Origin of the sequence: Mycobacterium sp. 1482292.6 (genome assembly GCF_001672995.1) — a bacterium.
Lineage (GTDB): Bacteria > Actinomycetota > Actinomycetes > Mycobacteriales > Mycobacteriaceae > Mycobacterium > Mycobacterium europaeum_A.
Map to the genome: position 1 here is coordinate 1 of NZ_LZKV01000245.1, position 25,765 is coordinate 25,765.

A 25,765-nucleotide genomic window follows, 5' to 3' on the forward strand; every position below is an offset into this window, starting at 1 on the left:
GACGACGACCCGGCCGCCGTCGTGCAGGGCCTGTCCCAGACCCTCGGGTGGCCGGACCTGGCCGAGGCGGCGTTGGCCATCCGGGCCGGCGCGCTCTGGGTGGCGTCCAACGTCGACCTGACCCTGCCCACCGAGCGCGGGCTGCTGCCCGGCAACGGATCGTTCGTGGCCGCGCTGCGGGCGGCCACCGGCGGCGAGCCCCAGGTCGCGGGCAAGCCGGCGCCCGGACTGCTGCGCGACGCCGCGGCCCGCGGCGACTTTCGCGCCCCCCTGGTGGTCGGCGACCGCCTCGACACCGACATCGAGGGCGCCAACGCCGCCGAGTTGCCCAGCCTGATGGTGCTCACCGGGGTCAATTCCGCGCGGGACGCGGTGTACGCCGAGCCCGCCCGGCGCCCCACCTACATCGGCCACGACCTGCGCGCGCTGCACGCCGACGGCGAGCGGCTCAAGGTCGGGCCGCAGCCGGGCTGGCGGATCGACGTCGCCGACACCGCGATCACCGTCAGCGCCGACGGGTCGGACGACGGGGACGGCCTGTCGATCGTCCGCGCGGTGGCCGCCGCGGTGTACGCGCGGTCCGGCTCCGGCTCCGGCTCCGGCTCCGGTTCCGGCGAGGTGCGCATCGAGGCCGGTGACGACGACGCCCGCGCCGCGCTGGGGCGCTGGTCTTTGGTGCGCACCGACTGACGGGTGACTAGCGTAGGAACGCGATGACTATCGATCCCGATCAGATTCGCGCTGAAATCGACGCCCTGCTCGCCCGGTTGCCGCAGCCCGGGGACGGTGCAGACCCCGAGCAGGTGCCGTCACTCGACGAGCTCGAAGAGATCGCCCGCCGCCTGTCCGAGGCGCACGACGTGCTGCTGGCCGCGCTGGAGTCGGCGGAGAAGGGCTGAGTGCGCGGATGTCTCGACGCGCCCGGGTTGACGCCGAGCTGGTCCGGCGCGGCCTGGCCCGGTCACGTCAGCAGGCCGCGGAGTTGATCGGCGCGGGGAAGGTGAGCATCGACGGGATGCCGGCGCGCAAGCCGGGCACCGCCGTCGCCGTCACCGCCGCCCTGACCGTCGCCGAGGACGGCGAGCGGGCCTGGGTCTCGCGCGGGGCGCACAAACTCAACGGCGCGTTGGACGCCTTCGAGATCGCGGTCGCGGGCCGTCGCTGCCTGGACGCCGGCGCGTCGACAGGCGGCTTCACCGAAGTGCTGCTGGATCGCGGCGCGAGCGAAGTGGTCGCCGTCGACGTGGGATACGGCCAGCTGGCGTGGTCGCTGCGCAGCGACGCGCGGGTGGTCGTCGTCGAGCGGACCAACGTCCGCGACCTGGCGCCCGAGGCGATCGGCGGGCCGGTCGACCTGGTGGTGGCCGACCTGTCCTTCATCTCGCTATCCACGGTATTGCCGGCGTTGGCTGGATGTGCCGCACCGAACGCGGATATCGTTCCCATGGTGAAGCCGCAGTTTGAAGTGGGCAAGGGCCTGGTCGGCGCCGGGGGTGTGGTGCACGACCCCGTCCTGCGCGCCGACGCGGTGCTGGCGGTCGCCCGCCGCGCGAGCGAGCTGGGTTGGCACACCGTCGATGTCACCGCCAGCCCGCTGCCGGGGCCGTCGGGCAATGTCGAGTACTTCCTGCGGCTGCGCGCCCAGACCGATCGGCCGTTGGGCGGCGACGACCTGGCGACGGCGGTGCGCCACGCGGTGGAAAGCGGGCCACAGTGAACGAAGATGCTCCCCGCACCGTCCTGATGGTGGTCCACACCGGCCGCGACGAGGCCACCGAGACCGCGCGACGCGTGCAGAAGGTGCTGGGCGACAACGGGATCGGGCTTCGCGTGCTGTCCGCCGAGGCGGTCGACAAGGGGCCGCTGCACCTGGCCCCCGACGACATGCGCGCGCTGGGCATCGAGATCGAGGTGGTCAACGCCGACCCCCAGGCCGCCGAGGGTTGCGAACTGGTGTTGGCGTTGGGCGGCGACGGCACCTTCCTGCGGGCCGCCGAACTGGCGCGCAACGCCAACATCCCGGTGCTGGGCATCAACCTGGGCCGCATCGGCTTTCTGGCCGAGGCGGAGGCCGAGGCGATCGATCGGGTGCTGGAACACGTTGTCGCACAAGACTATCGGGTGGAGAACCGCCTGACGCTCGACGTCATGGTCCGCCAGGGTGGTGACGTCTCCGTGCATGGTTGGGCGCTCAACGAGGTCAGCCTGGAAAAGGGTCCGCGGCTCGGCGTGCTCGGGGTGGTCCTTGAGATCGACGGGCGCCCGGTCTCGGCGTTCGGCTGCGACGGTGTGCTGGTCTCGACGCCTACCGGGTCCACCGCCTACGCGTTCTCCGCCGGCGGGCCGGTGTTGTGGCCGGACCTCGAGGCAATCCTGGTGGTACCCAACAACGCTCACGCGCTGTTCGGCAGGCCCATGGTGACCAGCCCGGACGCCACCATCGCGATCGAGATCGAGGCCGACGGGCACGACGCCCTGGTGTTCTGCGACGGTCGCCGCGAAATGTTGATTCCCGCGGGCAGCCGGCTGGAGGTAAAGCGTTGCGACACACCGGTGAAATGGGCCCGGCTGGACAGCGCCCCCTTCACCGACCGGTTGGTGCGCAAGTTCCGGTTGCCGGTGACCGGGTGGCGCGGGAACTGACTGCTCTTGCACAGGTGCTGACTGAATGCTGACCGAAATCCGCATCGAGTCGCTCGGTGCCATCAGCGCCGCGGTCGGGGAGTTCGACCGCGGCCTGACCGTCCTGACCGGCGAGACCGGAACCGGCAAGACCATGGTGGTGACCGGGCTGCACCTGCTCGGCGGTGCCCGCGCGGACGCGACCCGGGTGCGGTCCGGCGCCGATCGTGCGGTGGTCGAAGGCCGTTTCACCACAACCGATCTCGATGAGGCCGTGGTGGTGAAGCTGGACGAGATGCTGGACGCCTCGGGCGCCGAACGCGACGAGGACGGCAGCGTGATCGCGCTGCGCTCGGTCAGCCGGGACGGGCCGTCGCGGGCCTACCTCGGCGGCCGCAGCGTGCCGGCCAAGTCGCTGGGCGACTTCACCGCCGGGCTGCTGACCCTGCACGGGCAGAACGACCAGCTGCGCCTGATGCGGCCTGAGGAGCAATGCGGCGCGCTGGACCGGTTCGCGAAGGCCGGCCCAGCGCTGGAGCGCTACTGCAAACTGCGTGACGCCTGGCTCTCCGCGCGGCGCGACCTCCTGGACCGCCGCCACCGGATGCGCGAGCTCGCGCTGGAGGCCGACCGGCTGAACTTCGCGCTGAACGAGATCGACGCCGTGCACCCGCAACCCGGCGAGGACGACGCCCTGGTCGCCGAGATCGTGCGGCTCTCCGAGCTGGACACCCTGCGCGAGGCGGCGGCCGCCGCCCGGGCGGCCCTGTCCTCGGATGAGGCGGACGGGTCCGGGTTCAGCGCGACCGACAGCCTTGGAAAGGCAAGGGCCGCACTGGAATCCACGGGGGACGCCAAGCTGGTGGCGCTGGCCGGCCAGCTCGACGAGGTGCTGACCGTCGTCGTCGACGCCGCCGGTGAACTGGGCGGCTTCCTCGACGAGCTGCCGGCCGATGCCAGCGCCCTGGAATCCAAGCTGGCCCGGCAGGCGGAATTGCGCACGCTGACCCGCAAGTACGCCGCGGATATCGACGGGGTGCTCGCCTGGGCCCAGGAGTCGCGACAGCGGCTGGCCCAGCTCGACGTCTCGGAGGAGGGGCTGGCCGCCCTGGCGGGCCGGGTCGACGAGCTCGCGCGCGAATTGGCCGGGGCCGCGGTCGACCTCAGCACGATTCGGCGCAAGGCCGCCAAGCGGCTGGCCAAGGAGGTCACCGCCGAGCTGTCCGGGCTGGCGATGGCCGACGCGCAATTCAGCATCGACGTCGCCGTCGATGTCGTGCCGGACACCGCGTCCTCCGCCGACGACACGGCCACGCTGGTGCTGCCGTCGGGCGAGCTGGCCCGGGCCGGCGCCGACGGCGTCGACCGGGTGGAGTTCGGCTTCGCCGCGCACCGTGGAATGGACCAGCTGCCGTTGGCCAAGAGCGCCTCCGGCGGCGAGCTGTCCCGGGTGATGCTCGCGCTGGAAGTGGTGCTGGCCGCCTCGGCGGCTGGGACAACCATGGTGTTCGACGAGGTGGACGCCGGCGTGGGCGGCCGGGCGGCGGTGCAGATCGGGCGGCGGCTGGCGCGGCTGGCGCGCACCCACCAGGTCATCGTCGTCACCCATCTGCCGCAGGTCGCGGCCTACGCCGACGTGCACCTGGTGGTGCATGGCGCCGGGCCGAAGGGGACCAGCGTGGTGCGGCGGGTCGCCGACGACGAGCGGGTGGCCGAGCTGGCGCGGATGCTGGCCGGGCTGGGCGAATCCGACAGCGGCCGCGCGCACGCCCGCGAACTGCTCGAGGCGGCGCAGAAGGATGAGATCTAACCGTCCGGAACGCGTAATACAGATGTGACTCGTGGGACTCTAGATAACTTCTGGGGCTGATGTTACGGCGCGCCTCCCGTCCTCGCCCACCCTTCGCGGACAGAATCGCCCCCATGAAGATGTCAGGCCTGCTCTCCCGTAACCCCGCCCGGCCGGGCCTCGTCGGCACCGCCCGCGTTGACCGGAACATCGACCGACTGCTCCGTAGGGTGTGCCCCGGCGACATCGTCGTGCTCGACGTCCTGGACCTGGACCGCATCACGGCCGACGCGCTGGTGGAAGCCGACATCGCCGCGGTCGTCAACGCCTCCCCGTCGGTGTCGGGCCGCTACCCGAACATGGGTCCCGAGGTGTTGGTCAACAACGGGGTGACGCTGATCGACGAGGCCGGCCCGGACATCTTCAAGAAGGTCAAGGACGGCGCCAAGATCCGCCTGCACGAGGGTGGGGTGTACGCCGGCGACCGCCGGCTGGTCCGCGGCACCGAGCGCACCGACCACGACATCGCCGACCTGATGCGCGAGGCCAAGAGCGGACTGTCCGCGCACCTGGAGGCCTTCGCCGGCAACACCATCGAGTTCATCAAGAGCGAGAGCCCGCTGCTGATCGACGGCATCGGCATCCCGGACGTCGACGTCGACCTGCGCCGCCGGCACGTGGTGATCGTCGCCGACGAGCCCAGCGCCGAGGAGGACCTGCGCTCGCTCAAGCCGTTCATCAAGGAGTATCAGCCGGCGCTGATCGGCGTCGGCAGCGGCGCGGACGTCCTGCGCAAGGCGGGCTACCGCCCGCAGGTGATCGTCGGCGACCCCGACCAGATCAGCACCGACGCACTCAAGTGCGGGGCCCAGGTCGTGTTGCCCGCCGACGCCGACGGGCACGCGCCCGGGCTGGAGCGCATCCAGGACCTCGGAGTCGGGGCGATGACGTTCCCCGCCGCGGGCTCGGCGATCGACCTGGCGCTGCTGCTGGCCGACCACCACGGCGCCGCGCTGCTGGTGACGGCCGGCCACACCGCGAACATCGAGACGTTCTTCGACCGCACCCGCGCGCACAGCAACCCGTCGACCTTCCTGACCCGGCTGCGGGTGGGGGAGAAGGTGGTGGACGCCAAGGCCGTGGCCACCCTGTACCGCAACCACATCTCGGCGGGCGCCATCGCGCTGCTGGCGCTGACCATGCTGATCGCCGTCATCGTCGCCCTGTGGGTGTCGCGCACCGACGGCGTGGTGCTGCACTGGGTCACCGACTACTGGAACCACTTGTGCGCGATGGTGCAGAGGTGGGTCACCTAAATGATCTCCTTGCGTCAACACGCCCTGTCGCTGGCCGCGGTCTTCCTGGCGCTGGCGGTGGGCGTGGTGCTGGGCTCCGGCTTCCTGTCGGACACCTTGCTGTCCAGCCTGCGCGACGAGAAGCGGGACCTGACCACCCAGATCAGCGGGCTCAACGACCAGAAGAATGTGCTGAACGAAAAGCTCAGCGCGGCAAACAATTTCGACACCCAACTGGCCGGCCGGATGGTGCACGACGCGTTGGGCGGCAAGTCGGTGGTGGTGTTCCGCACCCCCGACGCCAAGGACGACGACGTGGCGGCGGTGTCGAAGTTCATCGGTCAGGCCGGCGGGACGGTGACCGGGACGGTGTCGCTGACCGATGAGTTCGTCGAGGCCAACTCCGCGGAGAAGCTGCAGACGGTGGTGAACTCTTCGGTGCTGCCCGCGGGCCAACAGCTGAGCACCAAGCTGGTCGACCAGGGTTCGCAGGCGGGCGATTTGATGGGCATCGCGCTGCTGGCCAACGCCAACCCGGTGGTGCCCGCCGTGGACGATGTCCAGCGCAACACCGTGCTGGCGGCGCTGCGCGACACCGGCTTCATCACCTATCAGGCCACCGACCACATGGGCGCGGCGAACGCCGCGCTGGTCGTCACGGGCGGCTCGCTACCCCAGGACGCCGGCAACAAGGGCGTCAGCGTGGCCCGGTTCTCGGCCGCACTGGCCCCACACGGCTCGGGCACCCTGCTGGCCGGGTGCGACGGGTCGGCGACCGGCGGCGCCGCCGTCGCGGTGACGCGCGCGGACGCCGGGATGAACTCGGCCATCAGCACCGTCGACGACGTCGACGCCGCGCCCGGTCGCATCACCGCGGTCCTGGGCCTGCACGACCTGCTGAACGGCGGTCACGCCGGGCAGTACGGCACGGGCCACGGGGCGACGTCGATCACGGTGCCTCAGTAGCGGGCGTGTTAGCCGCGGCACAGCGCGGTGGATGTTAGGGTGGGTTTCCGTGGGTCGGCAGGCCCATCTAGTTATTCGCTAGACAATTTTGACGCCCTGCCCGTCTTCACGGAGGTCGCCTGTGCGAAAGCATCCGCAATCCGCCACCAAGCACCTCTTCGTCAGCGGGGGCGTCGCTTCCTCGTTGGGTAAGGGGTTGACCGCCAGCAGCCTTGGCCAGCTGCTGACGGCCCGCGGGTTGTACGTGACGATGCAAAAGCTCGATCCGTACCTCAACGTCGACCCCGGCACCATGAACCCGTTCCAGCACGGCGAGGTCTTCGTCACCGAGGACGGCGCCGAAACCGACCTTGACGTCGGGCATTACGAGCGGTTCCTGGATCGCGACCTGTCCGGTTCGGCGAATGTCACTACCGGGCAGGTGTATTCGACGGTCATCGCCAAGGAGCGCCGCGGCGAATACCTCGGCGACACCGTCCAGGTGATTCCGCACATCACCGACGAGATCAAAGGGCGCATCATGTCGATGGCCCAGCCCGACGCCCAGGGCAACCGGCCCGACGTGGTGATCACCGAGATCGGCGGCACCGTGGGCGACATCGAGTCGCAGCCCTTCCTGGAGGCCGCGCGGCAGGTGCGTCACGACGTCGGCCGGGAGAACGTCTTCTTCCTGCACGTCTCGTTGGTGCCCTACCTGGCCCCCTCGGGTGAACTCAAGACCAAGCCCACCCAGCACTCGGTGGCCGCGTTGCGCAGCATCGGTATCACCCCGGACGCGCTGATCCTGCGTTGCGACCGTCCCGTCCCGGAGGCGCTGAAGAACAAGATCGCGCTGATGTGCGACGTCGACATCGACGGCGTCATCTCCACGCCGGACGCGCCGTCGATCTATGACATTCCGAAGGTGCTGCACCGCGAGGAACTCGACGCCTACGTGGTGCGCCGGCTGAGCCTGCCGTTCCGCGACGTCGACTGGACCGAATGGGACGACCTGCTGCGCAGGGTGCACGAGCCGCACGAGACGGTGCGAATCGCGTTGGTGGGCAAGTACGTTGACCTGTCCGACGCCTACCTCTCGGTGACCGAGGCGCTGCGCGCGGGCGGGTTCTCCCACCACGCCAAGGTGGAGATGGTGTGGGTGCCCTCCGACGACTGCGAGAGCCCGGCCGACGCCGCGTCGGCGCTGGGCGACGTGCACGGCGTGCTGATCCCCGGCGGCTTCGGCATCCGTGGCATCGAGGGCAAGATCGGCGCCATTCGGTACGCACGGTCGCGCGGGCTGCCGGTGCTGGGGCTGTGCCTGGGCCTGCAATGCATCGTGATCGAGGCGGCCCGATCGGCCGGTCTGGCCGAGGCGAACTCGGCCGAATTCGACCCCGAGACACCCGATCCCGTCATTTCGACGATGGCCGACCAGGTCGACATCGTCGCCGGCGAGGCCGACCTGGGCGGCACCATGCGGCTGGGCGCCTACCCGGCGGTGCTGGAGCCGGAATCGATTGTGGCCCAGGCCTATGGCGCCACGGAGGTGTCCGAGCGGCACCGGCACCGCTACGAGGTCAACAACGCCTACCGCGACAAGATCGCCGAGAGCGGCCTGAAGTTCTCCGGCACCTCTCCGGACGGCCATCTGGTGGAGTTCGTCGAATACCCGCCGGACGTGCACCCGTTCATCGTCGGCACCCAGGCGCACCCGGAGCTCAAGAGCCGGCCCACGCGGCCACACCCGCTGTTCGTGGCCTTCGTCGGCGCGGCCATCGACTACAAGGCGGGCGAGCTGCTGCCGGTGGAGATCCCGGAGCAGTCGTCGAACGGCATCCAGCACCGGGACAGCGCCGCGCGGCCGATACCTGAGCCCGCGACCCGTGGCTGAACACGAATTCTCCACGGCGTCATCCGAAACGCTGTACACCGGAAAGATTTTCGCGCTGCGCAGCGACCGGGTGCGGATGCCCGGTGACACCATCGCGGTGCGTGAAGTCGTCGAGCACTACGGGGCGGTCGCCATCGCGGCGCTGAACGCCGAGAACCACATCGCGATGGTCTACCAGTACCGGCATGCCTTCGGGCGGCGGCTGTGGGAGCTGCCCGCCGGGCTGCTGGACGTCGCGGATGAGGAGCCGCAGCACACGGCCGCCCGGGAACTGCAGGAGGAGGCCGGCCTGCGGGCGGACACCTGGCAGGTGCTGGCCGATCTGAACTCCGCCCCCGGATTCAGCGACGAATCGGTGCGGATCTACCTGGCCACCGGGCTGAGCGAGGTGGATCGGCCCGAGGCGCATCACGAGGAAGCCGACATGACGCTGCGCTGGTTTCCCATCGCCGAGGCGGCGCGGCTGGTGTTCAGCGGCGAGGTGGTGAATTCCATTGCCATTGCCGGGATTCTGGCCGCGCACGCGGTCACCGAGGGATTTGCGCAGCCGCGTCCGGTGGACAGTGAGTGGATCGACAGGCCGACGGCGTTCGCCGCGCGCAAGGCCGCACAATGACCACGGTGGCGCTGGACACCCAGTTGCAGGGCTACCTTGACCATCTCACGATCGAGCGCGGCGTCGCCGCCAACACCCTGAGCTCGTACAGCCGGGACCTGCGCCGCTACACAAAACACCTGTCGGACCGGGGGATTCACGACCTGGCCAAGGTGGGCGAGAACGACGTCAGCGAATTCCTGGTGGCGCTGCGCCGCGGCGATCCCGACACCGGGGCCGCCGCGCTGTCCGCGGTGTCGGCGGCGCGAGCGCTGATCGCGGTGCGCGGGCTGCACCGGTTCGCCGCCGCCGAAGGGCTGGCCGAACTCGACGTGGCGCGCGCGGTCCGCCCGCCCACCCCGGGGCGCCGGTTGCCCAAAAGCCTGACCATCGACCAGGTTCTGGCGCTGCTGGAGGCCGCCGGCGGCGAGAGCCCGGCCGACGGTCCGCTGACTTTGCGGAACCGGGCGCTGCTGGAACTGCTCTACTCCACCGGCGCACGGATCTCCGAGGCCGTCGGCCTCGACGTCGACGACGTCGACACCCACGCCCGCTCGGTGTTGTTGCGCGGCAAGGGCGGCAAGCAGCGGCTGGTGCCGATCGGGCGTCCGGCGGTCGCCGCGCTGGATGCCTATCTGGTGCGGGGCCGTTCGGAGCTGGCGCGTCGTGGGCGCGGAACGCCGGGCATCTTCCTCAACGTGCGCGGCGGGCGGTTGTCGCGGCAGAGCGCGTGGCAGGTGCTGCAGGACGCGGCCGAGCGCGCCGGGATCACCTCCGGGGTGTCGCCGCACATGCTGCGGCATTCCTTCGCCACCCACCTGCTCGAGGGCGGCGCCGACGTGCGCGTCGTGCAGGAGCTGCTGGGCCATGCCTCGGTGACGACGACGCAGATCTACACCATGGTCACGGTGCACGCGCTGCGCGAGGTGTGGGCCGAAGCCCACCCCCGGGCCCAATAGCGTTGTCGCACCGGGCCGCTCAGCCGAGATACTCGGACTCGAGCACCAGGTCGGACAGCAGGGTCTGATATTCGAGGTGCGCCTTGTGCTCGACGGTGTTGAACCGCTGGCCTTGTTGTTGGCGCATGTACTCCCGGTACTTCGGTGCGCCCGGCACCCGGACGTTGTCGGCGACCACGATCGACCCCGGATGCAACCAGCCCCGGTCCAGGATGCTCTTCAGGTCGTCCAGGTAGGCGTCCTTGTCGTGGTCCAGGAACACGAAATCCAAGGTGCCGGAAGTAAATCCATGCTCGTTGGCCAGCGCGTCGAGGGTGCGCCCACCGTCGCCGATGGTGCCGACCACACACGTCACCCGGTCGGCGACCCCAGCGTGGGCCCAGATCTGTCGGGCGTTGGCCGCGTTGGCCTCGGCGAGCTCGACGGAGAACACCTTGGCCTTCGGGGCGGCCCGGGCGATGCGTAGGGCGCCGTAGCCGACGTAGGTGCCCAGTTCGAGCGCGAGCGCGGGATCGGCGCGGCGGACCGCGGCGTCGAGCAGCTGCCCTTTCTCGTCGCCGACGTTGATCAGCAGTGACTTGTCGTAGGCGAACTTGTCGATGGTGGCCAGCACGTCGTCGATGTCGCCGGCCCGGGCGTTGCGCAGCACGTACTCGACGGCGGCCGCCTCGCGCCCGTCACCGATCTGGCCCGTGGTGGTGATGTTGCGATTCCCGGCGGCCATGCGCCAGACCGACCACCGCAGCAGAGGTATCCGTCGCTTCAGGTTCATAGCCGCCACCATAGGCCGGTGGCGGTGTTGGCCGGGCAGCCTCGCGGCCGCCGGCGGTGACTATCGGTCATCCGCGACAGCGCTAGCGCCGGTGCTAGCGCGTTTCGACGTCGCATCACCCCCCGGATATTGGTGCTCCTGTGACTGAAGTGAATAGGCTGTCGGGATGTGCGTTCTACCACCGATTTTTGCCCATATTGGCTGGTTAATTGCCTGCGGGTCGCCGGGTTTCGCGCGCCGAACCCGTTAGACTTTCCGACGATGTTCACCTCCCGAACACCCCCGCCATGACCGAGCAGCCGGACAACGGCGTCGAGCTCGGCCTGACCGGGCGGCCGCCGCGGGCGATCCCGGAGCCACAGCCGCGCACCTCGCACGGCCCGGCCAAAGTCGTCGCCATGTGCAACCAGAAGGGCGGCGTCGGGAAGACCACGTCCACCATCAATCTGGGCGCCGCGCTGGCCGAATACGGCCGCCGGGTGCTGCTGGTGGACATGGATCCGCAGGGCGCGCTGTCCGCGGGCCTGGGCGTCCCGCACTACGAGCTGGACAAGACCATCCACAACGTCCTGGTCGAGCCGCGGGTGTCCATCGACGACGTGCTGCTGCAGACCCGGGTCAAGCACATGGATCTGGTGCCCAGCAACATCGACCTGTCGGCCGCCGAGATCCAGCTGGTCAACGAGGTGGGCCGCGAGCAGACCCTGGGCCGCGCGCTGCACCCGGTGCTGGACCGCTACGACTACGTGCTGATCGACTGCCAGCCGTCGCTGGGCCTGCTCACCGTCAACGGGCTGGCCTGCGCGGACGGCGTGGTGATCCCCACCGAGTGCGAATACTTCTCGCTGCGGGGCCTGGCGCTGCTGACCGACACCGTCGACAAGGTCCGCGACCGGCTCAACCCGAAGCTCGAGATCAGCGGGATCCTGCTCACCCGGTACGACCCGCGGACGGTCAACTCCCGCGAGGTGATGGCCCGCGTGGTGGAGCGGTTCGGTGACCTGGTGTTCGACACCGTCATCACTCGGACCGTGCGATTCCCGGAGACCAGCGTCGCCGGCGAACCCATCACCACGTGGGCCCCGCGCTCCACCGGCGCCATCGCCTATCGCGCGCTGGCCCGCGAGTTCATCGACCGATTCGGCGCGTGAACGCGGCCGCAACCGGTGAGGCGCCACAGCAGAACGGCTACGGGGCTGGCTTCCAAGTCCGCCTGACCAATTTCGAGGGCCCGTTCGACCTGCTGCTGCAGCTGATCTTCGCCCATCGCCTCGACGTGACCGAGGTGGCGCTGCACCAGGTCACCGACGACTTCATCGCCTACACCCGCGAAATCGGCCCGCAGCTCGAGCTGGAGGAGACCACCGCGTTCCTGGTGGTCGCCGCGACCCTGCTGGATCTGAAGGCGGCCCGGCTGCTGCCGGCCGGGCAGGTCGACGACGACGAAGACCTGGCGCTGCTGGAGGTGCGCGACCTGCTGTTCGCCCGGCTGCTGCAGTACCGGGCGTTCAAGCACGTCGCCGAGATGTTCGCGGAGCTCGAGGCCACGGCGCTGCGCAGTTATCCGCGCTCGGTGTCGCTGGAGGACCGGTTCACCGAACTGCTGCCCGAGGTGATGATCGGCGTCGACGCCGAACGGTTCGCCCAGATCGCCGCGATCGCGTTCAGCCCGCGGCCCGTGCCGACGGTGTCCGTCGCGCACCTGCACCAGGTGCAGGTGTCGGTCCCCGAGCAGGCCAAGAAGCTGCTGGACATCCTTCAGGCGCGGGGCAGCGGCGCGTGGGCGACGTTCTCCGAGCTGGTCGCCGACTGTGAGGCGTCGATGGAGGTGGTCGGGCGCTTCCTGGCGCTGCTCGAATTGTATCGGTCGCGGACGGTAGCATTCGACCAGTCAGAGCCGCTTGGCGTGCTCCAAATTGCCTGGACCGGGGAGTGTCCGACCACCGAAATACGAGACGAGTAATGACTGAAGATCTGCCCGACGTCGTACTCGATGACGGCATCCCGGACATCGCCGAGGTCGCGCCGATGGAATCCGAGGAACTCGGCTCGGTGCTCGAGGCGCTGCTGCTGGTGGTGGACACCCCGGTCACCGCGGAGGCGCTGGCGTCGGCCACCGGGCAGCCGGTGTACCGGATCGCGACCAAGCTGCAGGAGATGGCCGAGCAACTCACCGAGCGGGACAGCGGCATCGACCTGCGCAAAAACAGCGAGGGCTGGCGGATGTACACCCGCGCCCGGTTCGCGCCCTATGTCGAGAAGCTGCTGCTGGACGGCGCGCGATCCAAACTCACCCGCGCCGCGCTGGAGACGCTCGCCGTGGTCGCCTACCGCCAGCCCGTGACCCGCGCGCGGGTGAGCGCGGTGCGCGGCGTCAACGTCGACGCGGTGATGCGCACGCTGCTGGCGCGCGGCCTGATCACCGAGGCCGGGGCCGACGAGGACACCGGCGCGGTGACGTTCGCCACCACCGACCTGTTCCTGGAACGCCTCGGGTTGACGTCGCTTTCCGACCTGCCGGACATTGCGCCGCTGCTTCCCGACGTCGACACGATCGAGGATTTATCCGAATCCCTGGACAGCGAGCCACGTTTCATCAAGCTCTCGGGCGGTCCATCGCCCGATCAGGCGCTGACCTTCGACGTGGACCAGGATTGATGCACGAAGCTGAGGGGATCCGGCTGCAGAAAGTGTTGTCGCAGGCCGGAATTGCGTCGCGGCGGGCCGCCGAGAAGTTGATCATCGACGGCCGCGTCGAGGTCGACGGGCAGGTGGTGACCGAACTGGGCACCCGCGTCGACCCGGACTCCTCGGTGATCCGCGTCGACGGGGCCCGGGTGGTCCTCGACGACTCGCAGGTGTATCTGGCACTGAACAAGCCGCGCGGTGTGCACTCGACCATGTCCGACGACCGCGGCCGCCCGTGCATCGGCGATCTGGTCGAGCGCAAGGTCCGCGGCAACAAGAACCTGTTTCACGTCGGGCGGTTGGACGCCGACACCGAGGGGCTGATCCTGTTGACCAACGACGGCGAGCTGGCGCATCGGTTGATGCATCCGTCGCATGAGGTGCCCAAGACGTATCTGGCGACGGTGACCGGGTCGGTGCCGCGTGGGCTCGGCAAGAAGCTGCGCGCGGGGATCGAGTTGGACGACGGGGTGGCCAAGGTCGACGAATTCGCGGTGGTGGACGCCATTCCCGGCAAGACGCTGGTGCGGGTTACGTTGCACGAGGGGCGCAATCGCATCGTGCGCCGGCTGCTGGCGGCGGCGGGATTCCCGGTGGAGTCGTTGGTGCGCACCGACATCGGGCCCGTCTCGCTGGGAAAGCAGCGGCCGGGCACCTTCCGGGCGTTGGCCCATCACGAGATCGGCCAGCTGTACAAGGCGGTGGGCCTGTGAGTGGAATGGTCGTTGCCATCGACGGCCCGGCGGGTACCGGAAAGTCCTCGGTGTCAAGGGGATTGGCGCAAGCGCTCGGCGCACGCTACCTCGACACCGGGGCGATGTACCGGATAGTGACGCTGGCCGTGCTGCGCGCGGGCATCGACCCGGACGACGCCGACGCGGTCGGCGGGATCGGGTCGACGGCGCAGCTGTCGGTGGACGGCGATCGGTGTTTGCTTGCCGGCGAGGACGTTTCCACCGAGATTCGCGGGGATGCCGTCACCGGCGCCGTCTCGGCGGTGTCGGCGGTGCCGGCCGTGCGCGCCAGGCTGGTCGAGCTGCAGCGCGAGATGGCCGCTGGGCCAGGCGATGTCGTGGTCGAGGGGCGCGACATCGGCACCGTCGTCCTGCCCGACGCGCCCGTCAAGATCTTCCTGACCGCGTCGGCCGAGACCCGGGCGCGGCGGCGCAACGAACAGAACGTGGCGGCCGGGCTGGCCGACGACTACGAGGCGGTGCTCGCCGATGTCCGCCGCCGCGACCATCTGGATTCGACCCGGGCGGTGTCGCCGCTGCGCGCGGCGCCCGACGCACTCGTCGTCGACACCAGCGAGATGACCGAGGCCCAGGTGATCTCGCACCTGCGGGACCTGGTCAAGCAGCGAAGCGGAGCGGTGCGGTGACCCAAGACGGCACGTGGAGTGACGAAAGCGACTGGGAATCCGTCGATTTCGGCCTGGACGAACAGGAGGAGGCCGGCCCGGCGCCCGTGGTGGCGGTGGTCGGCCGACCCAACGTCGGCAAGTCGACACTGGTCAACCGGATCCTGGGGCGGCGCGAAGCGGTGGTGCAGGACGTCCCGGGCGTCACCCGCGACCGGGTGTCCTACGACGCGCTGTGGACCGGGCGCCGGTTCATCGTGCAGGACACCGGGGGATGGGAGCCCGACGCCAAGGGCCTGCAGCAGCTGGTGGCCGACCAGGCCTCGGTGGCGATGCGCACCGCCGATGCGGTGATCCTGGTGGTCGACGCCGTCGTCGGCGCCACCACGGCCGACGAGGCCGCCGCCCGGATCCTGCTGCGGTCGGGCAAGCCGGTCTTCTTGGCGGCCAACAAGGTTGACAGCGACAAGGTCGAGGCGGACGCCGCGATGCTGTGGTCGCTGGGGCTCGGTGAGCCGCACGCGATCAGCGCCATACACGGCCGCGGCGTGGCGGATCTGCTCGACGCGGTGCTGGCCGCACTGCCCGAGGTGTCCGAGGTGGCGCCCACGTCCGGCGGTCCGCGGCGGGTGGCGCTGGTCGGCAAGCCCAACGTGGGCAAGAGCTCGCTGCTGAACAAGCTGGCCGGGGACCAGCGCTCGGTCGTGCACGACGTCGCCGGAACGACGGTGGATCCGGTGGACTCGCTGATCGAGCTGGATGACAAGGTCTGGCGGTTTGTCGACACCGCGGGCTTGCGGCGAAAGGTCGGCCAGGCCAGCGGGCACGAGTTCTACGCCTCGGTGCGCACCCACTCGGCCATCGACGCGGCCGAGGTGGTGATCGTGCTGATCGACGGGTCGGAGCCGCTGACCGAGCAGGACCAGCGGGTGCTGTCGATGGTCATCGAGGCCGGCCGCGCCCTGGTGCTGGCCTTCAACAAGTGGGACCTGGTCGACGAGGACCGCCGCGAGATGCTGGAGCGCGAGATCGACCGCGAACTGGTGCAGCTGCGGTGGGCGCCGCGGGTCAACATCTCCGCCAAGACCGGCCGGGCGCTGCAGAAGCTGGTGCCCGCGATGGAGACCGCGCTGGCGTCGTGGGATGCGCGGATTCCGACCGGCCCGCTCAATTCCTGGCTCAAAGAGGTGGTGGCGGCCACCCCGCCGCCGGTGCGTGGCGGCAAGCAGCCGCGCATCCTGTTCGCCACCCAGGCCACCGCCCGGCCGCCGACGTTCGTGCTGTTCACCACCGGGTTTCTGGAGGCCGGATACCGGCGCTTTCTGGAGCGCCGGCTGCGCGAGGCCTTCGGGTTCGAGGGGTCGCCGATCCGGATCAACGTGCGGGTGCGCGAGAAGCGGGGAGCGCGGCGGCGCTGAGGCTCCTCGGGTCTGGCTTTTCCGGATCACATGGTGAGTGTCGAATCCGCTAGCGCCGGCGCTAGCGGGTCGGGGAAGTCGGTCTAGGACAGGTCGCTTGGCCGGTGGGCCGACCGTTTACGGTAGGCTTTCGACCTGCTGCCGGTGCACGCGCCGGCGCGCGGGCTGTGGCGCAGTTTGGTAGCGCACTTGACTGGGGGTCAAGTGGTCGCAGGTTCAAATCCTGTCAGCCCGACGATGGAGAGGCGATCTGAACTGGCCTTCTCCTTTTTAACCCGGGCACGTCTCTAGCGAGCCGACTCGTCACCATCGAGCGCATCGCTTTGAGGGCAAGCGCCGTTAGTCGTCTTTAGCTTCGTCGCTTGCCTTCTGCAAGGCAACGTCGTACGCGACTATCAGTTGGCGACACGCCACAGCCGCCTTTCGCAAAACCTCGTCGTCCAGAACAAGTTCGTTACTTTGGTTAACCACAATGCCGGCAGCGGCTAGCGTTGCCCGGACCGCCTGCTGATTGCGAAGCTGGCGGCGAGTTAACGTCCCTAGGCCGTGTGCAATCGCGTTGCGCGCTTCCACCAGTTGTTCAACTGGCCTCCAGTCTCCGTTCGAGAGTCTGACCCCGAACCAGTCCTGTAACGCTGTCTTCTGGTCTTTCCAGGTGTTTGTAGCGCTAATCGCAGCGCGCTCCCATATAGCGCTAACCGACCTATGCCGCGAAGGGTCAACGATCGGCTCGACCTCATCCACAAGTCGGTCACCGCAAAATGACTCGGTTATCGAGATAAGACGCAAGAGCGTGCCCTGGCACTGTAACTGCTCTCTATCGAAGAATGGCTTTGGGAAGCGCGGTCGCCGGTCACGTGCCCTGAGGCTCGCTTGATTCGCCCTGTGAGCAGCCAGAGTTCGGAATAGAAGAGCGATCGCATCGTCAGCTCTTTGTGAAAGCACCGGGTCGCTGTTCATCTTTGTTTTTGTTGCGATGCCCTAAGCAACGTGCGATCAAGTTGACTGTCGGCAAGTCCAGCTGCCTTTACGGGGTCAATCCTGGCGAGCCCCCAAAAGACAAGGTGACGCCACTCAGGTCCAACTCTGTCCATAGCGGCGGCCATCAAATCGGTTTCTCCATAGGCGAGCCGTCCAAGGGAAGCGGCGGCAGTGGCGGCGACGCCGTCGGGACCGCGCGCCACACATTGATTAAGCCAGTCGAGGTGGCGCTCCGAAGGTGCGCTTCGCAACCTGCGAACATACCCCAGCGTGTATGCGATCCACATTGCTTGCCACGTGTTGAGGATGTCTTCATCGATTACGCCATCAATGGCACCCCGCACACTCGCTCGCGCCTTCGGTCCGTGCGAACAGTATTTAATCAGGTAGCTCGAGATTTGCGGTGTCAACGCCGGTTCAAGGCGCAGCAGAGCCGGCAAACTCCCGAGCGGACCGTCGTTATGGGCGTCGCCCAGCGCCGGTAGGGCTCGGGCTAGAAGCGATTGTGTAATCGTTGCCTCTATACCAGATTGGACATCTTCCGACTCGTCTTCCCAGAGCCAGATATCCCAAGCTTTCGCGGCTGCAGCACCCCGCTGTGCGATGTCCTTGTCATCGAGGGCACTCGATTCGTCATCTTCGGTTGCCTCAGTGTCGTCGATACTGCTCTCCAGCGGAGTCGGCCCGAGACTGGGTGGATCCGCTGATTCCGATGCGGGAGGTTCGCGCTCCTCATCGGCATAGTCATCCAACAGGAAGAATTCAGCAGCAGTCATTTCGGTGTCGTCAAAAAGGGCTTGCTCCGCGCGGGCGAAGTCACCTAGAGACTCTTCGTATTTGTCCCTGCCATAGGTGTAGGTCTTTCTCTCGTTGAGCACTAGCCCCAGGTCTCGTGCTTCGGTTGCGCAGGCTTCTAGCGCCGATCTTGCCGAACCGAGTGAGGCGGAGGCGATGCGGAAATCGTCCGAGTAAGTGAAAGCCGCGTAGCCTTGGCGCCGTAACCTACGGCGCGCCCGGTCGATGTATGTATCGCCGAGGATGTCACTTGCTTTGTGTACCTGCGGTAGGCCTAGCCTGCGGCCCATGATGGATTCCAGCAACTCAGTGAGGGCAACGATTGCCAGTTCATCGCCTGTCTGGGCTGTCAACTCATCTGCGAGGAGGTCATGGTCGACGTAGGAGTAGTAGGACGTAATATCAGTCTTGCTTACATATGCCGCGTCCTCAATGCCCAGCGGAGCTCGCCTGAACTGTTCAATTGGCGGTCGTTCGCGGAGGTGCTCGGGAAGGGACTGAGCGATGATGTCGACCAGCGCCCGGTAGAGAACGCGGTGCTCCAGATTCAAGACATTGAGCGGACGGGTCCCACGCCATCCCTTGTCTGCGAGTATCACGCTGGCGGGGCGTGTTTGGGGCCCTTTACGTAACCGTGACCGCAACCACTTTGCGACCGTTGGTACGTCGATTAGAAGATCAAGGTAATCCCACCGACGGGGGAGTAAGCGGTTTCGTGCAGCAAGTTCAGTCTCGGTTGCGGCTGCAATGTCGAGGCGACCGAATAGCTCTGGAGTCAGCACGGCACCAGTTTGGTGCACCGTTGCATATTGCATGCGACCAGGGCAACGCTGACGCCATTGGTCGACCGTGCACCGGTATGACAGCGACGGTGGTTTGCGTGCGGGCCGTCGCGCTGGTTGTGCAGCCTGCTCGCCCCCGAACCGGTTTTTGTCGTCCGGAAAACCCAGGCGGGCTGAGGCTGAACGCCGGATCGCAGTACTCGAAGCGGAGATCGCGGCTGCGGGCAACTTACGTTGCTCGACAATTGCCGACGTGGCTCTCGATACGCCGCTCAATCACCGACAGCTCGAAGGTTCTGCGTTGGATCAGTCAGCGCTGCCCCGAGAGGTCACAGTGAACGTCGGCGACAAGGTCCGCCAAATCGCGCCCGAACCGCAGCGCGTGCGCTAGGCGCAGGACAAGCTTCATTACTGCTAGCATTCGCGGGGGGAGTTGACTCCATTAGCGCGGTGCGGCAGCGAAGCGGGACCTGCGCTTGGTCGATCCGGTTCCTTAAGGACTTGGACGCCACTATTCGATGGGGCCGAGGAAGTGCTCCCAGTAACCGACGCCAGGGCCGCTCCTACCGTCGCTGCGGCAAACGATCAGGTATCCATCTGTGGATCGAGACATATTCTGCCCGCGAGGATCGCACACCGTGCCGGTGGAGTTCCGGCCGCTTGTCATGGGAGGCGGTTGCGCCCATTGCCACGACGGTGGGCCGTTGTCGACGATCAGTCCTTGATTTACGCAGACGACTTCGTGGCCGCTGTTCGGGTCGTACGCAAGTTTCGCCGCATTGCCAGCGTTGCATAAATCCGCTGGCGCGAGCTCAACATCGGAGGCAGGCGGCAGAGTTGTCGTCGGTGCAGCTTGTGTCGTCGGCGCGGCGGTGACAGTGACCGGCGGCGGTGGAGTCACGGCCGCACTGGGCTTTTCGGCCGTGGGGGACGGCTGCGATGGTGCGGGTGGCGGGTGATCTCGATGGAGCATGATCCAACCCAGCACCGCGACGACGGTTGCTACTGCGGTCCCGGCAGTTATGAGTGCAGCGGCTGGACCGGTAACGGCGCTCCACGGATGGCGCTCAGGCTCCTCGTCGTCTTCGTCCTGAACGTTTGACCATGCCCGCCCCTGAGTTTCGGCCGGCGGGTGGTCGCTGATGATTTCGGTCTCCTCGTGGGCCCCGCGTGCCTGCGTGTCGGACTGCTCGTCGTCCATCCGCTGATTCAATCACCACAGCAATACGCGGCAAAGAGAGCGGCGGTGGTAGCTACATCGCGTCAACTTCCCCGGTCGATCATAGCTGCGATATTTGGTGGTCCGTCCGTCTCTCCCGAGCGATATCTAGCAAAAGACGCCAGGTGACCGATCAGAGCGACCGCCAGACGGGCACTTTGTCACAACGTTGTCACAACTGGGTGCGAACACAGAGAGTCGACGGAGGACAGCAAGAGACGGTTTTGCGTGGTAAGCCAGTATCCAGAGCCGTTGCGAGACACCGGACTTTGGCCCAAGTCCGGCTCGGGGTCAAGTGGTCGCAGGTTCAAATCCTGTCAGCCCGACCACAGGCCAGCGGCGGTTGTGGCCTGCACCCGGGTGCGCCGGCCCGCGCCGAGGCGAGAAGATTTCACGACGGTTTCGGTTGGGCAAAGGTACGGCAGCTTACCCGCGACGCGCCGGCCGATATCGCCCCCGCGGTTTTAATGTTGGCAGTCATGGGCGGAGGCACACATCGCGTGAACCGCTGGCGCGCAGCGTTTCACGTACTCGCATCGGCGTCGACGGTTGCCGCCCTGGGGCTCGGCATCGCTCCCGCGGCCCACGCGGCCGCGGCCACGGCGACGTTGTCGGTGGACCATGCGTGGCAGACCGGTTTCATCGCCCGCTTCTCCGTCACCAACGCGAGCATGGCGCCGCTCACCGATTGGAAGCTGGAATTCGACTTGCCGGCGAGCGAATCCGTCTTGCACACCTGGAACAGCACCGTTACCCAATCCGGCACGCACTATGTTCTGACCCCGGCGAACTGGAATCGCAGCATTCCCCCCGGGGGTTCGGCCACGGGCGGTTTCAGGGGCGTGCTGACCGGTCCCTTCTCGCCACCGCAGAATTGCCTGATCAACGGGCAGTACTGCACCTAGCGGCCACGGACGACCGATCTATGGCTGGAAGGCCGGCAGGACGGTTCCGGAGTCGCGGATCTCCCAGATGCTGGCTTTGTTGATGCCGTCGAAGTTGATCTTGTCCAGCGTGGCCCGCGAATACGTGAGGTCGATGGCGACCTGGGTCGAGGTGTTGCCGTACGGGTCGGTCATCGGAAAGGTGCCCTGCACGTTCACCGCGGACGCGTCGGGGTAGGTCGCCCGCGCGTACTTGAGAATGCCGATGGTGTCCAGCCGGGCGCCGTCCTTGATCATCTGCTCGGTGTAGTTGTCCCGAATGGCGAACTTGGCGTCGACGACGTCACCATTCGGGCCCGGCGCGACGGTGAAGGTGACGCCGTCCGGCTTTCTGGGACCGGCCGGCGTCGACGGCGCCTCGCTCGGCCCCGCCGTGGCCGAACTGCTCGACTCGGCCGATCGGCCGTCCTTCTTCGGGTCGAAAACCCAGCTCTTGCCGACGATGATGAGCAGCACCAAGACGCACAGCGCGGCCAGCGCCAGGACCGCCTTGCCGGGCAGGCCCTTCTTCGGCGGGTCCGCGGTGAAGGCCCACTCGCTGGTCCAGCGGGTGCCGTCGAAGTAGCGCTGCAGCCCGTGGCCTACTGCGGGATCGGGATACCAGCCCGGCGCCGATTGCGGCGGCGGCGGCGCCTGTTCAGACGGCATCCATCCATTTTCGTCGTGACGGTGACATCCCGGCCACCCGCCCCCGCTGACCGCGCGAAACGCGATCCGATTCGGGCGGCGTCATGCCGTCACGCCGTCAGTCCTCGCGGTCCGGCTCGGTGAGCTCGGGCGCGTTCTCGCGGGTCGCCATCCCGCCTTCGCGCCCGTGATCCGCGGGGCCGGGGCGACCACCCTTGGGCTCGTCGTCGTCCGTGTCCGATTGCTTGGCCATCGCAACCTCCTTCGTCGACCGGAGGACTACCCGCAGCGGCGGCGATGTGAACTCAACTGGCCCGGGGGTGAGGGTTTGGCGTTACGGCGCTTTCCGGAGATCGGCGAGCGAGCTTTTGAGACCGCCGTCCATCCGGATCTGCACGGCCGCCACCGCGACCATCACCGTGGCGGTCACCAGGTGCACCACCGCGTCGGTCGTGTTGTTGGGGAAGGTGAAGACGAACGCGACCTGATGGGAGAAGAAGGCCCAAATGCCGGGCAGCGCACCGGCTATCGCGGCGAGCAGCAGATACAGCACCGACCATGACTTGCGCAGCGCGAACACCAGGCCCGGGGCGAACAGCGCCAGACCGGCGACGGCGTGCCAGCCGTTGTAGTCCATGCCGAGCAGCTGCACGGTCGGCGCGGTGGGGCCGGTGGCGAAGCTGGGATTCATGATGAAGCCGATCACCGCCTGGACGACGTGAAAAGCGCAGATGATCAGCAGCCCGATCTGGGCGAAACTCCACCTCACAGTGCACCTCCTTGTGCATGATGGGGTAGCCCGGATACTACGCGCGGTAGTAGATCGGGGTCAACGGGTGAATCGGCCCGCCGCGAAGTCAGTTCCGGCCGGGGATCTTCATCACCGTCCGCACGATCGGCAGCAGCGACTTCTGCCACACCTTCCCCGGAATGCCCAGGGGCGGATCGAGATTGAACACCCGCGCGGTCGCGATCGTCTGCGATTCGGTGTACTTCAGCAGGCCCTCGGGGCCGTGCCGGCGGCCGACGCCGGACTGGCCCATCCCGCCCATCGGCGCGCTGAGGCTGCCCCAGGCGAAGGCGTAACCCTCGTTGACGTTCACGGTCCCCGACCGCAACCGGGCGGCGATCTGCTGGCCCTCGGCGGAGGAGCCGGCCCACACGCTCGCGTTGAGCCCGTAGTCGGTGTTGTTGGCCTTCTCGACGGCCTCGTCCACGTCGGCGACGGGGTAGATCGAGACGAGCGGACCGAACGTCTCGTTGGCCGCGCACTCCATCTCGGGCGTGACATCGGTCAGCACCGTCGGCTCGTAGAACAGCGGGCCGATGTCGGGACGCGCCTTCGCGCCCGCAATCACCTTGGCGCCCTTGGCTTTCGCGTCCTCCACATGGTCGGTCACGGTGTCCAGCTGGCCGGCGGAGATCAGGCTGCCCATGTCCACCGAGAAGTCATAGTCGGTGCCCAGCTTCATGTTTCGCACCGCGGCGCCGAATTTGCCGATGAAATCGTCGGCGATGTCCTTCTCGACGTAGATGCGCTCGATGGAGATGCACAGCTGGCCCGCGTTGGAGAAACACGCGCGGGTGGCCGCCTTGGCGGCCTTGTCGAGATTGGCGCCCCGCGTGACGATCATCGCGTTCTTGCCGCCGAGTTCGGCCGAGAACCCGATCAGGCGACGGCCCGCGTGTTCGGCGAGCTGCCTGCCGGTGGCGGTCGAGCCGGTGAACATCAGGTAGTCGCAGTTGTCGATGATCGCGGTGCCCACCGCCGAGCCCGGCCCGGGCACGATCGCGTAGAGCGCGCGGGGCAGGCCGGCCTTGTACAGGAGCTCGGCGCAGGCGAGCGCGCAATAGGGCGTCTGGCTGTCGGGCTTGAGCACCACCGCGTTGCCGGCCAGCAGCGCCGGCACCGAGTCGGACGCCGTCAGCGTCATGGGGTAGTTCCACGGCGAGATCACCCCGACCACGCCCTTGGGTTGGTAACCGACCGTGGTCTTGCCGATGCCGGGGAGCAGCGCGGGCACCGTGCGGGGCTTGAGCAGGTCGGCCGCGACGCCCGCGTAGTAGTTCGCGTTCGCCACCAGGTCGATGATTTCCTCCTGCGCCGCCCAGCGGGCCTTGCCGGCCTCCGCCTGCAGGAGATCCATCAGGAACTCGCGGTTCTCGATGACGAGGTCGCGGTAGCGGGCGATGATCTCGACGCGCTCGGCGACCGGGCGGTTCGCCCAGGCGACCTGGGCCGCCCGCGCCTCGGCGAATGCGGCTTCGACGTCTTCGGCGGTGCCGATCGGGATCGTGGTCAGCGGCTTGCCGGTGAAGACCTCGTCGATCGTCTTGGTCTGACGTGCGGTGGCGTCTTTGATCGCGGCCAGCTGACGCAGGCGATCGAAGACCTCGGCAGACGGTGCAGGCATGTCGTTACCTCCGAAGCTCGGGCGTTCAAAACACCAGCCTATTGGTCGTCGGCTCCAGCAAAAGTGGGTAAGCAACACCCAAGCGCGCACGCGCGTCCGGTTTGTACCAGTTCACTAGTCGAAAGGCGGCATCGGATGGTTCGTCAGGAAGGAGGCCGCTGGGATGTCGGGGCCGAGGGCAACACGGTGTACCTCGAGCGCATCTCTGAGGGCGACGAGCGGATATTCGACGATTTGCTGTCACCCCAAGAGGCCCGGCAACTCGCCGGGCTTTTGACGAAGTACGCAGACAAGGCCGACGAGGCGGACGAGTCGGATGACAAGTCGAAGGACTCCGGCGACAAGTCGAAGGATTCCGAAGATAAGGACGACTCCGGCGACGAGGACGAGGACTCCGACGACGAGGACTCCGATAACAACGACGACGGTGACTCCGATAACGAGGACGAGGACTCCGACGACCAGAAAGATTCCGACGACGACAAGTCCGGCTGATTACCGGCACGCCGCGATCATGCTGTGGCACAGGCGATTTCAACGGATCGAAACCAGGTGGTCGATCGAGTCCCGGGGCAACTCGCCGTCCACCACGGCGCTCACGACAAGACGATTAAGCGTGACCGCACCTTTGTGATTGTCGAGGAACGCCGTGTCGGCGGCGTCGCGACCGGTGGCCACCCGCACCAGCGTCTGCCGTGGCGCCAGCAAAGTCGCGTCCACCACCCGCCAGTGCCCGTCGACGAACGCCTCCGCGACGGCGTGAAAGTCCATCGGGTACACGCCCGGCGCGTACACGGACACCACCCGGGCCGGGACGCTGACCGCTCGCAGGAGCGCCACCACCAGGTGCGCGTAGTCCCGGCACACACCTTCGCCGGCGAGCAACGTGTCCACCGCCCCGTCGATCGGATCGCTGGAGCCGGGCACGTAGTTCAGCCGGGTGCCTACCCAGGAACTCACGTGCTCCAGCAGCTCCGCGGCATCGCGGTCATTTCCGAATTCGGTTGCGGCGAAACCGAAGAACTTGTCGGATTCGGCGTAGCGGCTGGGCCGCAGGTACATCGACTGGTCGTATTCGGTCACCGGAGCCGGATCGGTGTGACCCACGATGGTCGCCTCGTAGTCGACGCGCAGCGTGCCCACCGCGGCGTCGAACTTGTGGATGCGGTTGCCGTGCAGCCCGCTGATCTCCAGGGGTGTGATCGGCCGTCCGTCCAGGACGAAGCGCAGCGACTCGGACACCTCGGCTCGCGGATGCGGCGCCACGGCGATCTGAAACTCCAGCGTCGTGGCCGCGGTGATGTCGACTTCGAGTTCGGCGCCCACTTCGCGTTTCATAGCGCGATCCTGCGCGAGTTGCCCCGGATCCGCCACCGGACGCCCTGATTCGGTGAGCGGTTCCGCTCAGAGGATGTGCAGGCCCTGGGCCAGCTCCGAGACCCCGACCACCGCGAACAGGCCCACCAGGATTTGCCGGTGGTAGCTCCGCACCCAGTCGTGCAGCACCAACAGCAAGGACTGCGTTCGCGCCGGCCTGACGAGGTAGCCGACCAGGATGATCTCGACGACGGCGTACATCAGGATGACGAATGCGACGGACGCGCCGGCCTGCGCGCTCACCGATGCACCCGAGGCCGCGATGATCGCCACGATGAACAGGACGCCG

At 67.8% G+C, this 25,765-nt stretch carries 27 protein-coding genes and 1 tRNA gene; 19 read left to right on the forward strand and 9 right to left on the reverse strand.

Annotated features, from left to right (window positions below):
- The 10 genes from A5624_RS24260 to xerD form a co-directional block, all read left to right on the forward strand.
- The coding region (locus A5624_RS24260) for an HAD hydrolase-like protein (RefSeq protein ID WP_066872224.1) at nucleotides 1-690 on the forward strand (690 nt) is incomplete at its 5' end.
- Between the two features lie 23 nt (nucleotides 691-713).
- On the forward strand, nucleotides 714-899 hold the full coding sequence (locus A5624_RS24265; RefSeq protein WP_066872227.1) for a hypothetical protein: 186 nt from the start codon (nucleotides 714-716) through the stop codon (nucleotides 897-899).
- Nucleotides 900-907: 8 nt separating this feature from the next.
- On the forward strand, nucleotides 908-1,717 hold the full coding sequence (locus A5624_RS24270) for a TlyA family RNA methyltransferase (RefSeq protein WP_066872230.1): 810 nt from the start codon (nucleotides 908-910) through the stop codon (nucleotides 1,715-1,717).
- A complete protein-coding gene (locus A5624_RS24275; RefSeq protein ID WP_082972497.1) occupies nucleotides 1,714-2,643 on the forward strand; it encodes an NAD kinase in 930 nt (309 codons plus the stop codon). Before A5624_RS24270 ends, A5624_RS24275 begins: the two co-directional genes overlap by 4 nt.
- A gap of 25 nt (nucleotides 2,644-2,668) precedes the next feature.
- Nucleotides 2,669-4,432: a DNA repair protein RecN gene (gene recN, locus A5624_RS24280; RefSeq protein WP_066872234.1), complete on the forward strand. Its 1,764-nt coding sequence runs from the start codon at nucleotides 2,669-2,671 to the stop codon at nucleotides 4,430-4,432.
- A 113-nt stretch (nucleotides 4,433-4,545) separates the two neighbouring features.
- Nucleotides 4,546-5,727, forward strand: coding sequence for a putative cytokinetic ring protein SteA (steA, locus tag A5624_RS24285; RefSeq protein ID WP_066872237.1), 1,182 nt, complete (start codon nucleotides 4,546-4,548; stop codon nucleotides 5,725-5,727).
- A complete protein-coding gene (locus A5624_RS24290; RefSeq protein WP_066872240.1) occupies nucleotides 5,728-6,672 on the forward strand; it encodes a copper transporter in 945 nt (314 codons plus the stop codon).
- Between the two features lie 121 nt (nucleotides 6,673-6,793).
- A complete protein-coding gene (locus tag A5624_RS24295) occupies nucleotides 6,794-8,545 on the forward strand; it encodes a CTP synthase (RefSeq protein WP_066872243.1) in 1,752 nt (583 codons plus the stop codon).
- Complete coding sequence (locus A5624_RS24300; protein WP_066872245.1) at nucleotides 8,538-9,161, forward strand: NUDIX hydrolase; 624 nt, start codon at nucleotides 8,538-8,540, stop codon at nucleotides 9,159-9,161. The genes A5624_RS24295 and A5624_RS24300 overlap by 8 nt, the downstream gene beginning before the upstream one ends.
- Nucleotides 9,158-10,099 carry a site-specific tyrosine recombinase XerD gene (gene xerD, locus A5624_RS24305; RefSeq protein WP_066872248.1) on the forward strand — a complete coding sequence of 314 codons (942 nt, stop codon included), beginning with the start codon at nucleotides 9,158-9,160 and terminating at the stop codon, nucleotides 10,097-10,099. Before A5624_RS24300 ends, xerD begins: the two co-directional genes overlap by 4 nt.
- A 19-nt stretch (nucleotides 10,100-10,118) precedes the next feature.
- On the opposite strand, the gene A5624_RS24310 is transcribed toward xerD, so the two are convergent.
- Complete coding sequence (locus tag A5624_RS24310) at nucleotides 10,119-10,871, reverse strand: O-methyltransferase (protein ID WP_066872251.1); 753 nt, start codon at nucleotides 10,869-10,871, stop codon at nucleotides 10,119-10,121.
- Between the two features lie 287 nt (nucleotides 10,872-11,158).
- On the opposite strand from A5624_RS24310, the gene A5624_RS24315 reads away from it, so the two are divergent.
- The 7 genes from A5624_RS24315 (at nucleotide 11,159) to A5624_RS24345 (ending at nucleotide 16,572) form a co-directional block, all read left to right on the forward strand.
- Nucleotides 11,159-12,022 (forward strand): ParA family protein, encoded by an 864-nt coding sequence (locus A5624_RS24315; protein ID WP_066872253.1) that lies wholly within the window; start codon nucleotides 11,159-11,161, stop codon nucleotides 12,020-12,022.
- Nucleotides 12,019-12,834 (forward strand): segregation/condensation protein A, encoded by an 816-nt coding sequence (locus A5624_RS24320; protein WP_066872256.1) that lies wholly within the window; start codon nucleotides 12,019-12,021, stop codon nucleotides 12,832-12,834. The genes A5624_RS24315 and A5624_RS24320 overlap by 4 nt, the downstream gene beginning before the upstream one ends.
- Nucleotides 12,834-13,529 carry an SMC-Scp complex subunit ScpB gene (scpB, locus tag A5624_RS24325; RefSeq protein ID WP_066872259.1) on the forward strand — a complete coding sequence of 232 codons (696 nt, stop codon included), beginning with the start codon at nucleotides 12,834-12,836 and terminating at the stop codon, nucleotides 13,527-13,529. The genes A5624_RS24320 and scpB overlap by 1 nt, the downstream gene beginning before the upstream one ends.
- Nucleotides 13,529-14,272, forward strand: a complete 744-nt coding sequence (locus A5624_RS24330) for a pseudouridine synthase (protein ID WP_066872262.1) — start codon at nucleotides 13,529-13,531, stop codon at nucleotides 14,270-14,272. The genes scpB and A5624_RS24330 overlap by 1 nt, the downstream gene beginning before the upstream one ends.
- A gap of 5 nt (nucleotides 14,273-14,277) precedes the next feature.
- On the forward strand, nucleotides 14,278-14,940 hold the full coding sequence (gene cmk, locus A5624_RS24335; RefSeq protein ID WP_066872265.1) for a (d)CMP kinase: 663 nt from the start codon (nucleotides 14,278-14,280) through the stop codon (nucleotides 14,938-14,940).
- Complete coding sequence (der, locus tag A5624_RS24340) at nucleotides 14,937-16,337, forward strand: ribosome biogenesis GTPase Der (protein WP_066872268.1); 1,401 nt, start codon at nucleotides 14,937-14,939, stop codon at nucleotides 16,335-16,337. Before cmk ends, der begins: the two co-directional genes overlap by 4 nt.
- Nucleotides 16,338-16,498: 161 nt before the next feature.
- Nucleotides 16,499-16,572: transfer RNA gene (locus tag A5624_RS24345), tRNA-Pro, on the forward strand.
- A 721-nt stretch (nucleotides 16,573-17,293) separates the two neighbouring features.
- Here the strand turns inward: A5624_RS24345 and A5624_RS24355 are convergent.
- Nucleotides 17,294-18,928: a reverse transcriptase domain-containing protein gene (locus tag A5624_RS24355; protein WP_082990648.1), complete on the reverse strand. Its 1,635-nt coding sequence runs from the start codon at nucleotides 18,926-18,928 to the stop codon at nucleotides 17,294-17,296.
- Between the two features lie 478 nt (nucleotides 18,929-19,406).
- Entirely contained in the window at nucleotides 19,407-20,096 is a 690-nt protein-coding gene (locus tag A5624_RS28325; RefSeq protein ID WP_156749182.1) for a hypothetical protein, read from the reverse strand.
- Between the two features lie 497 nt (nucleotides 20,097-20,593).
- On the opposite strand from A5624_RS28325, the gene A5624_RS24360 reads away from it, so the two are divergent.
- Nucleotides 20,594-21,019, forward strand: coding sequence for a cellulose-binding domain-containing protein (locus A5624_RS24360; RefSeq protein ID WP_066872277.1), 426 nt, complete (start codon nucleotides 20,594-20,596; stop codon nucleotides 21,017-21,019).
- Nucleotides 21,020-21,037: 18 nt separating this feature from the next.
- On the opposite strand, the gene A5624_RS24365 is transcribed toward A5624_RS24360, so the two are convergent.
- From A5624_RS24365 to A5624_RS24375, 4 genes are all read right to left on the reverse strand, one after another.
- Complete coding sequence (locus A5624_RS24365; protein ID WP_066872280.1) at nucleotides 21,038-21,706, reverse strand: DUF2510 domain-containing protein; 669 nt, start codon at nucleotides 21,704-21,706, stop codon at nucleotides 21,038-21,040.
- Between the two features lie 97 nt (nucleotides 21,707-21,803).
- Nucleotides 21,804-21,938 carry a hypothetical protein gene (locus tag A5624_RS29300; protein WP_255400060.1) on the reverse strand — a complete coding sequence of 45 codons (135 nt, stop codon included), beginning with the start codon at nucleotides 21,936-21,938 and terminating at the stop codon, nucleotides 21,804-21,806.
- An 81-nt stretch (nucleotides 21,939-22,019) separates the two neighbouring features.
- Entirely contained in the window at nucleotides 22,020-22,454 is a 435-nt protein-coding gene (locus tag A5624_RS24370) for a DUF4383 domain-containing protein (protein ID WP_066872283.1), read from the reverse strand.
- 88 nt (nucleotides 22,455-22,542) lie between these two features.
- On the reverse strand, nucleotides 22,543-24,099 hold the full coding sequence (locus A5624_RS24375; RefSeq protein ID WP_066872286.1) for a succinic semialdehyde dehydrogenase: 1,557 nt from the start codon (nucleotides 24,097-24,099) through the stop codon (nucleotides 22,543-22,545).
- A gap of 135 nt (nucleotides 24,100-24,234) precedes the next feature.
- Between A5624_RS24375 and A5624_RS24380 the strand changes: the two genes are divergently transcribed.
- Nucleotides 24,235-24,594, forward strand: coding sequence for a hypothetical protein (locus A5624_RS24380; RefSeq protein ID WP_066872288.1), 360 nt, complete (start codon nucleotides 24,235-24,237; stop codon nucleotides 24,592-24,594).
- 39 nt (nucleotides 24,595-24,633) lie between these two features.
- Here the strand turns inward: A5624_RS24380 and A5624_RS24385 are convergent, their stop codons facing one another.
- Together A5624_RS24385 and A5624_RS24390 are read right to left on the reverse strand one after the other, a co-directional pair.
- Nucleotides 24,634-25,437: a transglutaminase family protein gene (locus A5624_RS24385; protein WP_197499570.1), complete on the reverse strand. Its 804-nt coding sequence runs from the start codon at nucleotides 25,435-25,437 to the stop codon at nucleotides 24,634-24,636.
- 66 nt (nucleotides 25,438-25,503) lie between these two features.
- Nucleotides 25,504-25,765, reverse strand: a 262-nt coding sequence (locus tag A5624_RS24390; protein WP_197519028.1) for a GAP family protein, incomplete at its 5' end; no start/stop codon positions are given.

Bases quoted from the DNA above. Each gene is read 5' to 3' on its own strand.
- A5624_RS24375 (WP_066872286.1), bottom strand. From the start codon at position 24,099: ATGCCTGCACCGTCTGCCGAGGTCTTCGATCGCCTGCGTCAGCTGGCC.
- scpB (WP_066872259.1), top strand. From the start codon at position 12,834: ATGACTGAAGATCTGCCCGACGTCGTACTCGATGACGGCATCCCGGAC.
- A5624_RS24330 (WP_066872262.1), top strand. From the start codon at position 13,529: ATGCACGAAGCTGAGGGGATCCGGCTGCAGAAAGTGTTGTCGCAGGCC.
- A5624_RS24355 (WP_082990648.1), bottom strand. From the start codon at position 18,928: ATGCAATATGCAACGGTGCACCAAACTGGTGCCGTGCTGACTCCAGAG.
- cmk (WP_066872265.1), top strand. From the start codon at position 14,278: ATGGTCGTTGCCATCGACGGCCCGGCGGGTACCGGAAAGTCCTCGGTG.
- A5624_RS29300 (WP_255400060.1), bottom strand. From the start codon at position 21,938: ATGGCCAAGCAATCGGACACGGACGACGACGAGCCCAAGGGTGGTCGC.
- A5624_RS24310 (WP_066872251.1), bottom strand. From the start codon at position 10,871: ATGAACCTGAAGCGACGGATACCTCTGCTGCGGTGGTCGGTCTGGCGC.
- steA (WP_066872237.1), top strand. From the start codon at position 4,546: ATGAAGATGTCAGGCCTGCTCTCCCGTAACCCCGCCCGGCCGGGCCTC.
- recN (WP_066872234.1), top strand. From the start codon at position 2,669: ATGCTGACCGAAATCCGCATCGAGTCGCTCGGTGCCATCAGCGCCGCG.
- A5624_RS24365 (WP_066872280.1), bottom strand. From the start codon at position 21,706: ATGCCGTCTGAACAGGCGCCGCCGCCGCCGCAATCGGCGCCGGGCTGG.
- A5624_RS28325 (WP_156749182.1), bottom strand. From the start codon at position 20,096: ATGGACGACGAGCAGTCCGACACGCAGGCACGCGGGGCCCACGAGGAG.
- xerD (WP_066872248.1), top strand. From the start codon at position 9,158: ATGACCACGGTGGCGCTGGACACCCAGTTGCAGGGCTACCTTGACCAT.
- A5624_RS24360 (WP_066872277.1), top strand. From the start codon at position 20,594: ATGGGCGGAGGCACACATCGCGTGAACCGCTGGCGCGCAGCGTTTCAC.
- A5624_RS24270 (WP_066872230.1), top strand. From the start codon at position 908: ATGTCTCGACGCGCCCGGGTTGACGCCGAGCTGGTCCGGCGCGGCCTG.
- A5624_RS24290 (WP_066872240.1), top strand. From the start codon at position 5,728: ATGATCTCCTTGCGTCAACACGCCCTGTCGCTGGCCGCGGTCTTCCTG.
- A5624_RS24385 (WP_197499570.1), bottom strand. From the start codon at position 25,437: ATGAAACGCGAAGTGGGCGCCGAACTCGAAGTCGACATCACCGCGGCC.
- A5624_RS24265 (WP_066872227.1), top strand. From the start codon at position 714: ATGACTATCGATCCCGATCAGATTCGCGCTGAAATCGACGCCCTGCTC.
- A5624_RS24380 (WP_066872288.1), top strand. From the start codon at position 24,235: ATGGTTCGTCAGGAAGGAGGCCGCTGGGATGTCGGGGCCGAGGGCAAC.
- A5624_RS24315 (WP_066872253.1), top strand. From the start codon at position 11,159: ATGACCGAGCAGCCGGACAACGGCGTCGAGCTCGGCCTGACCGGGCGG.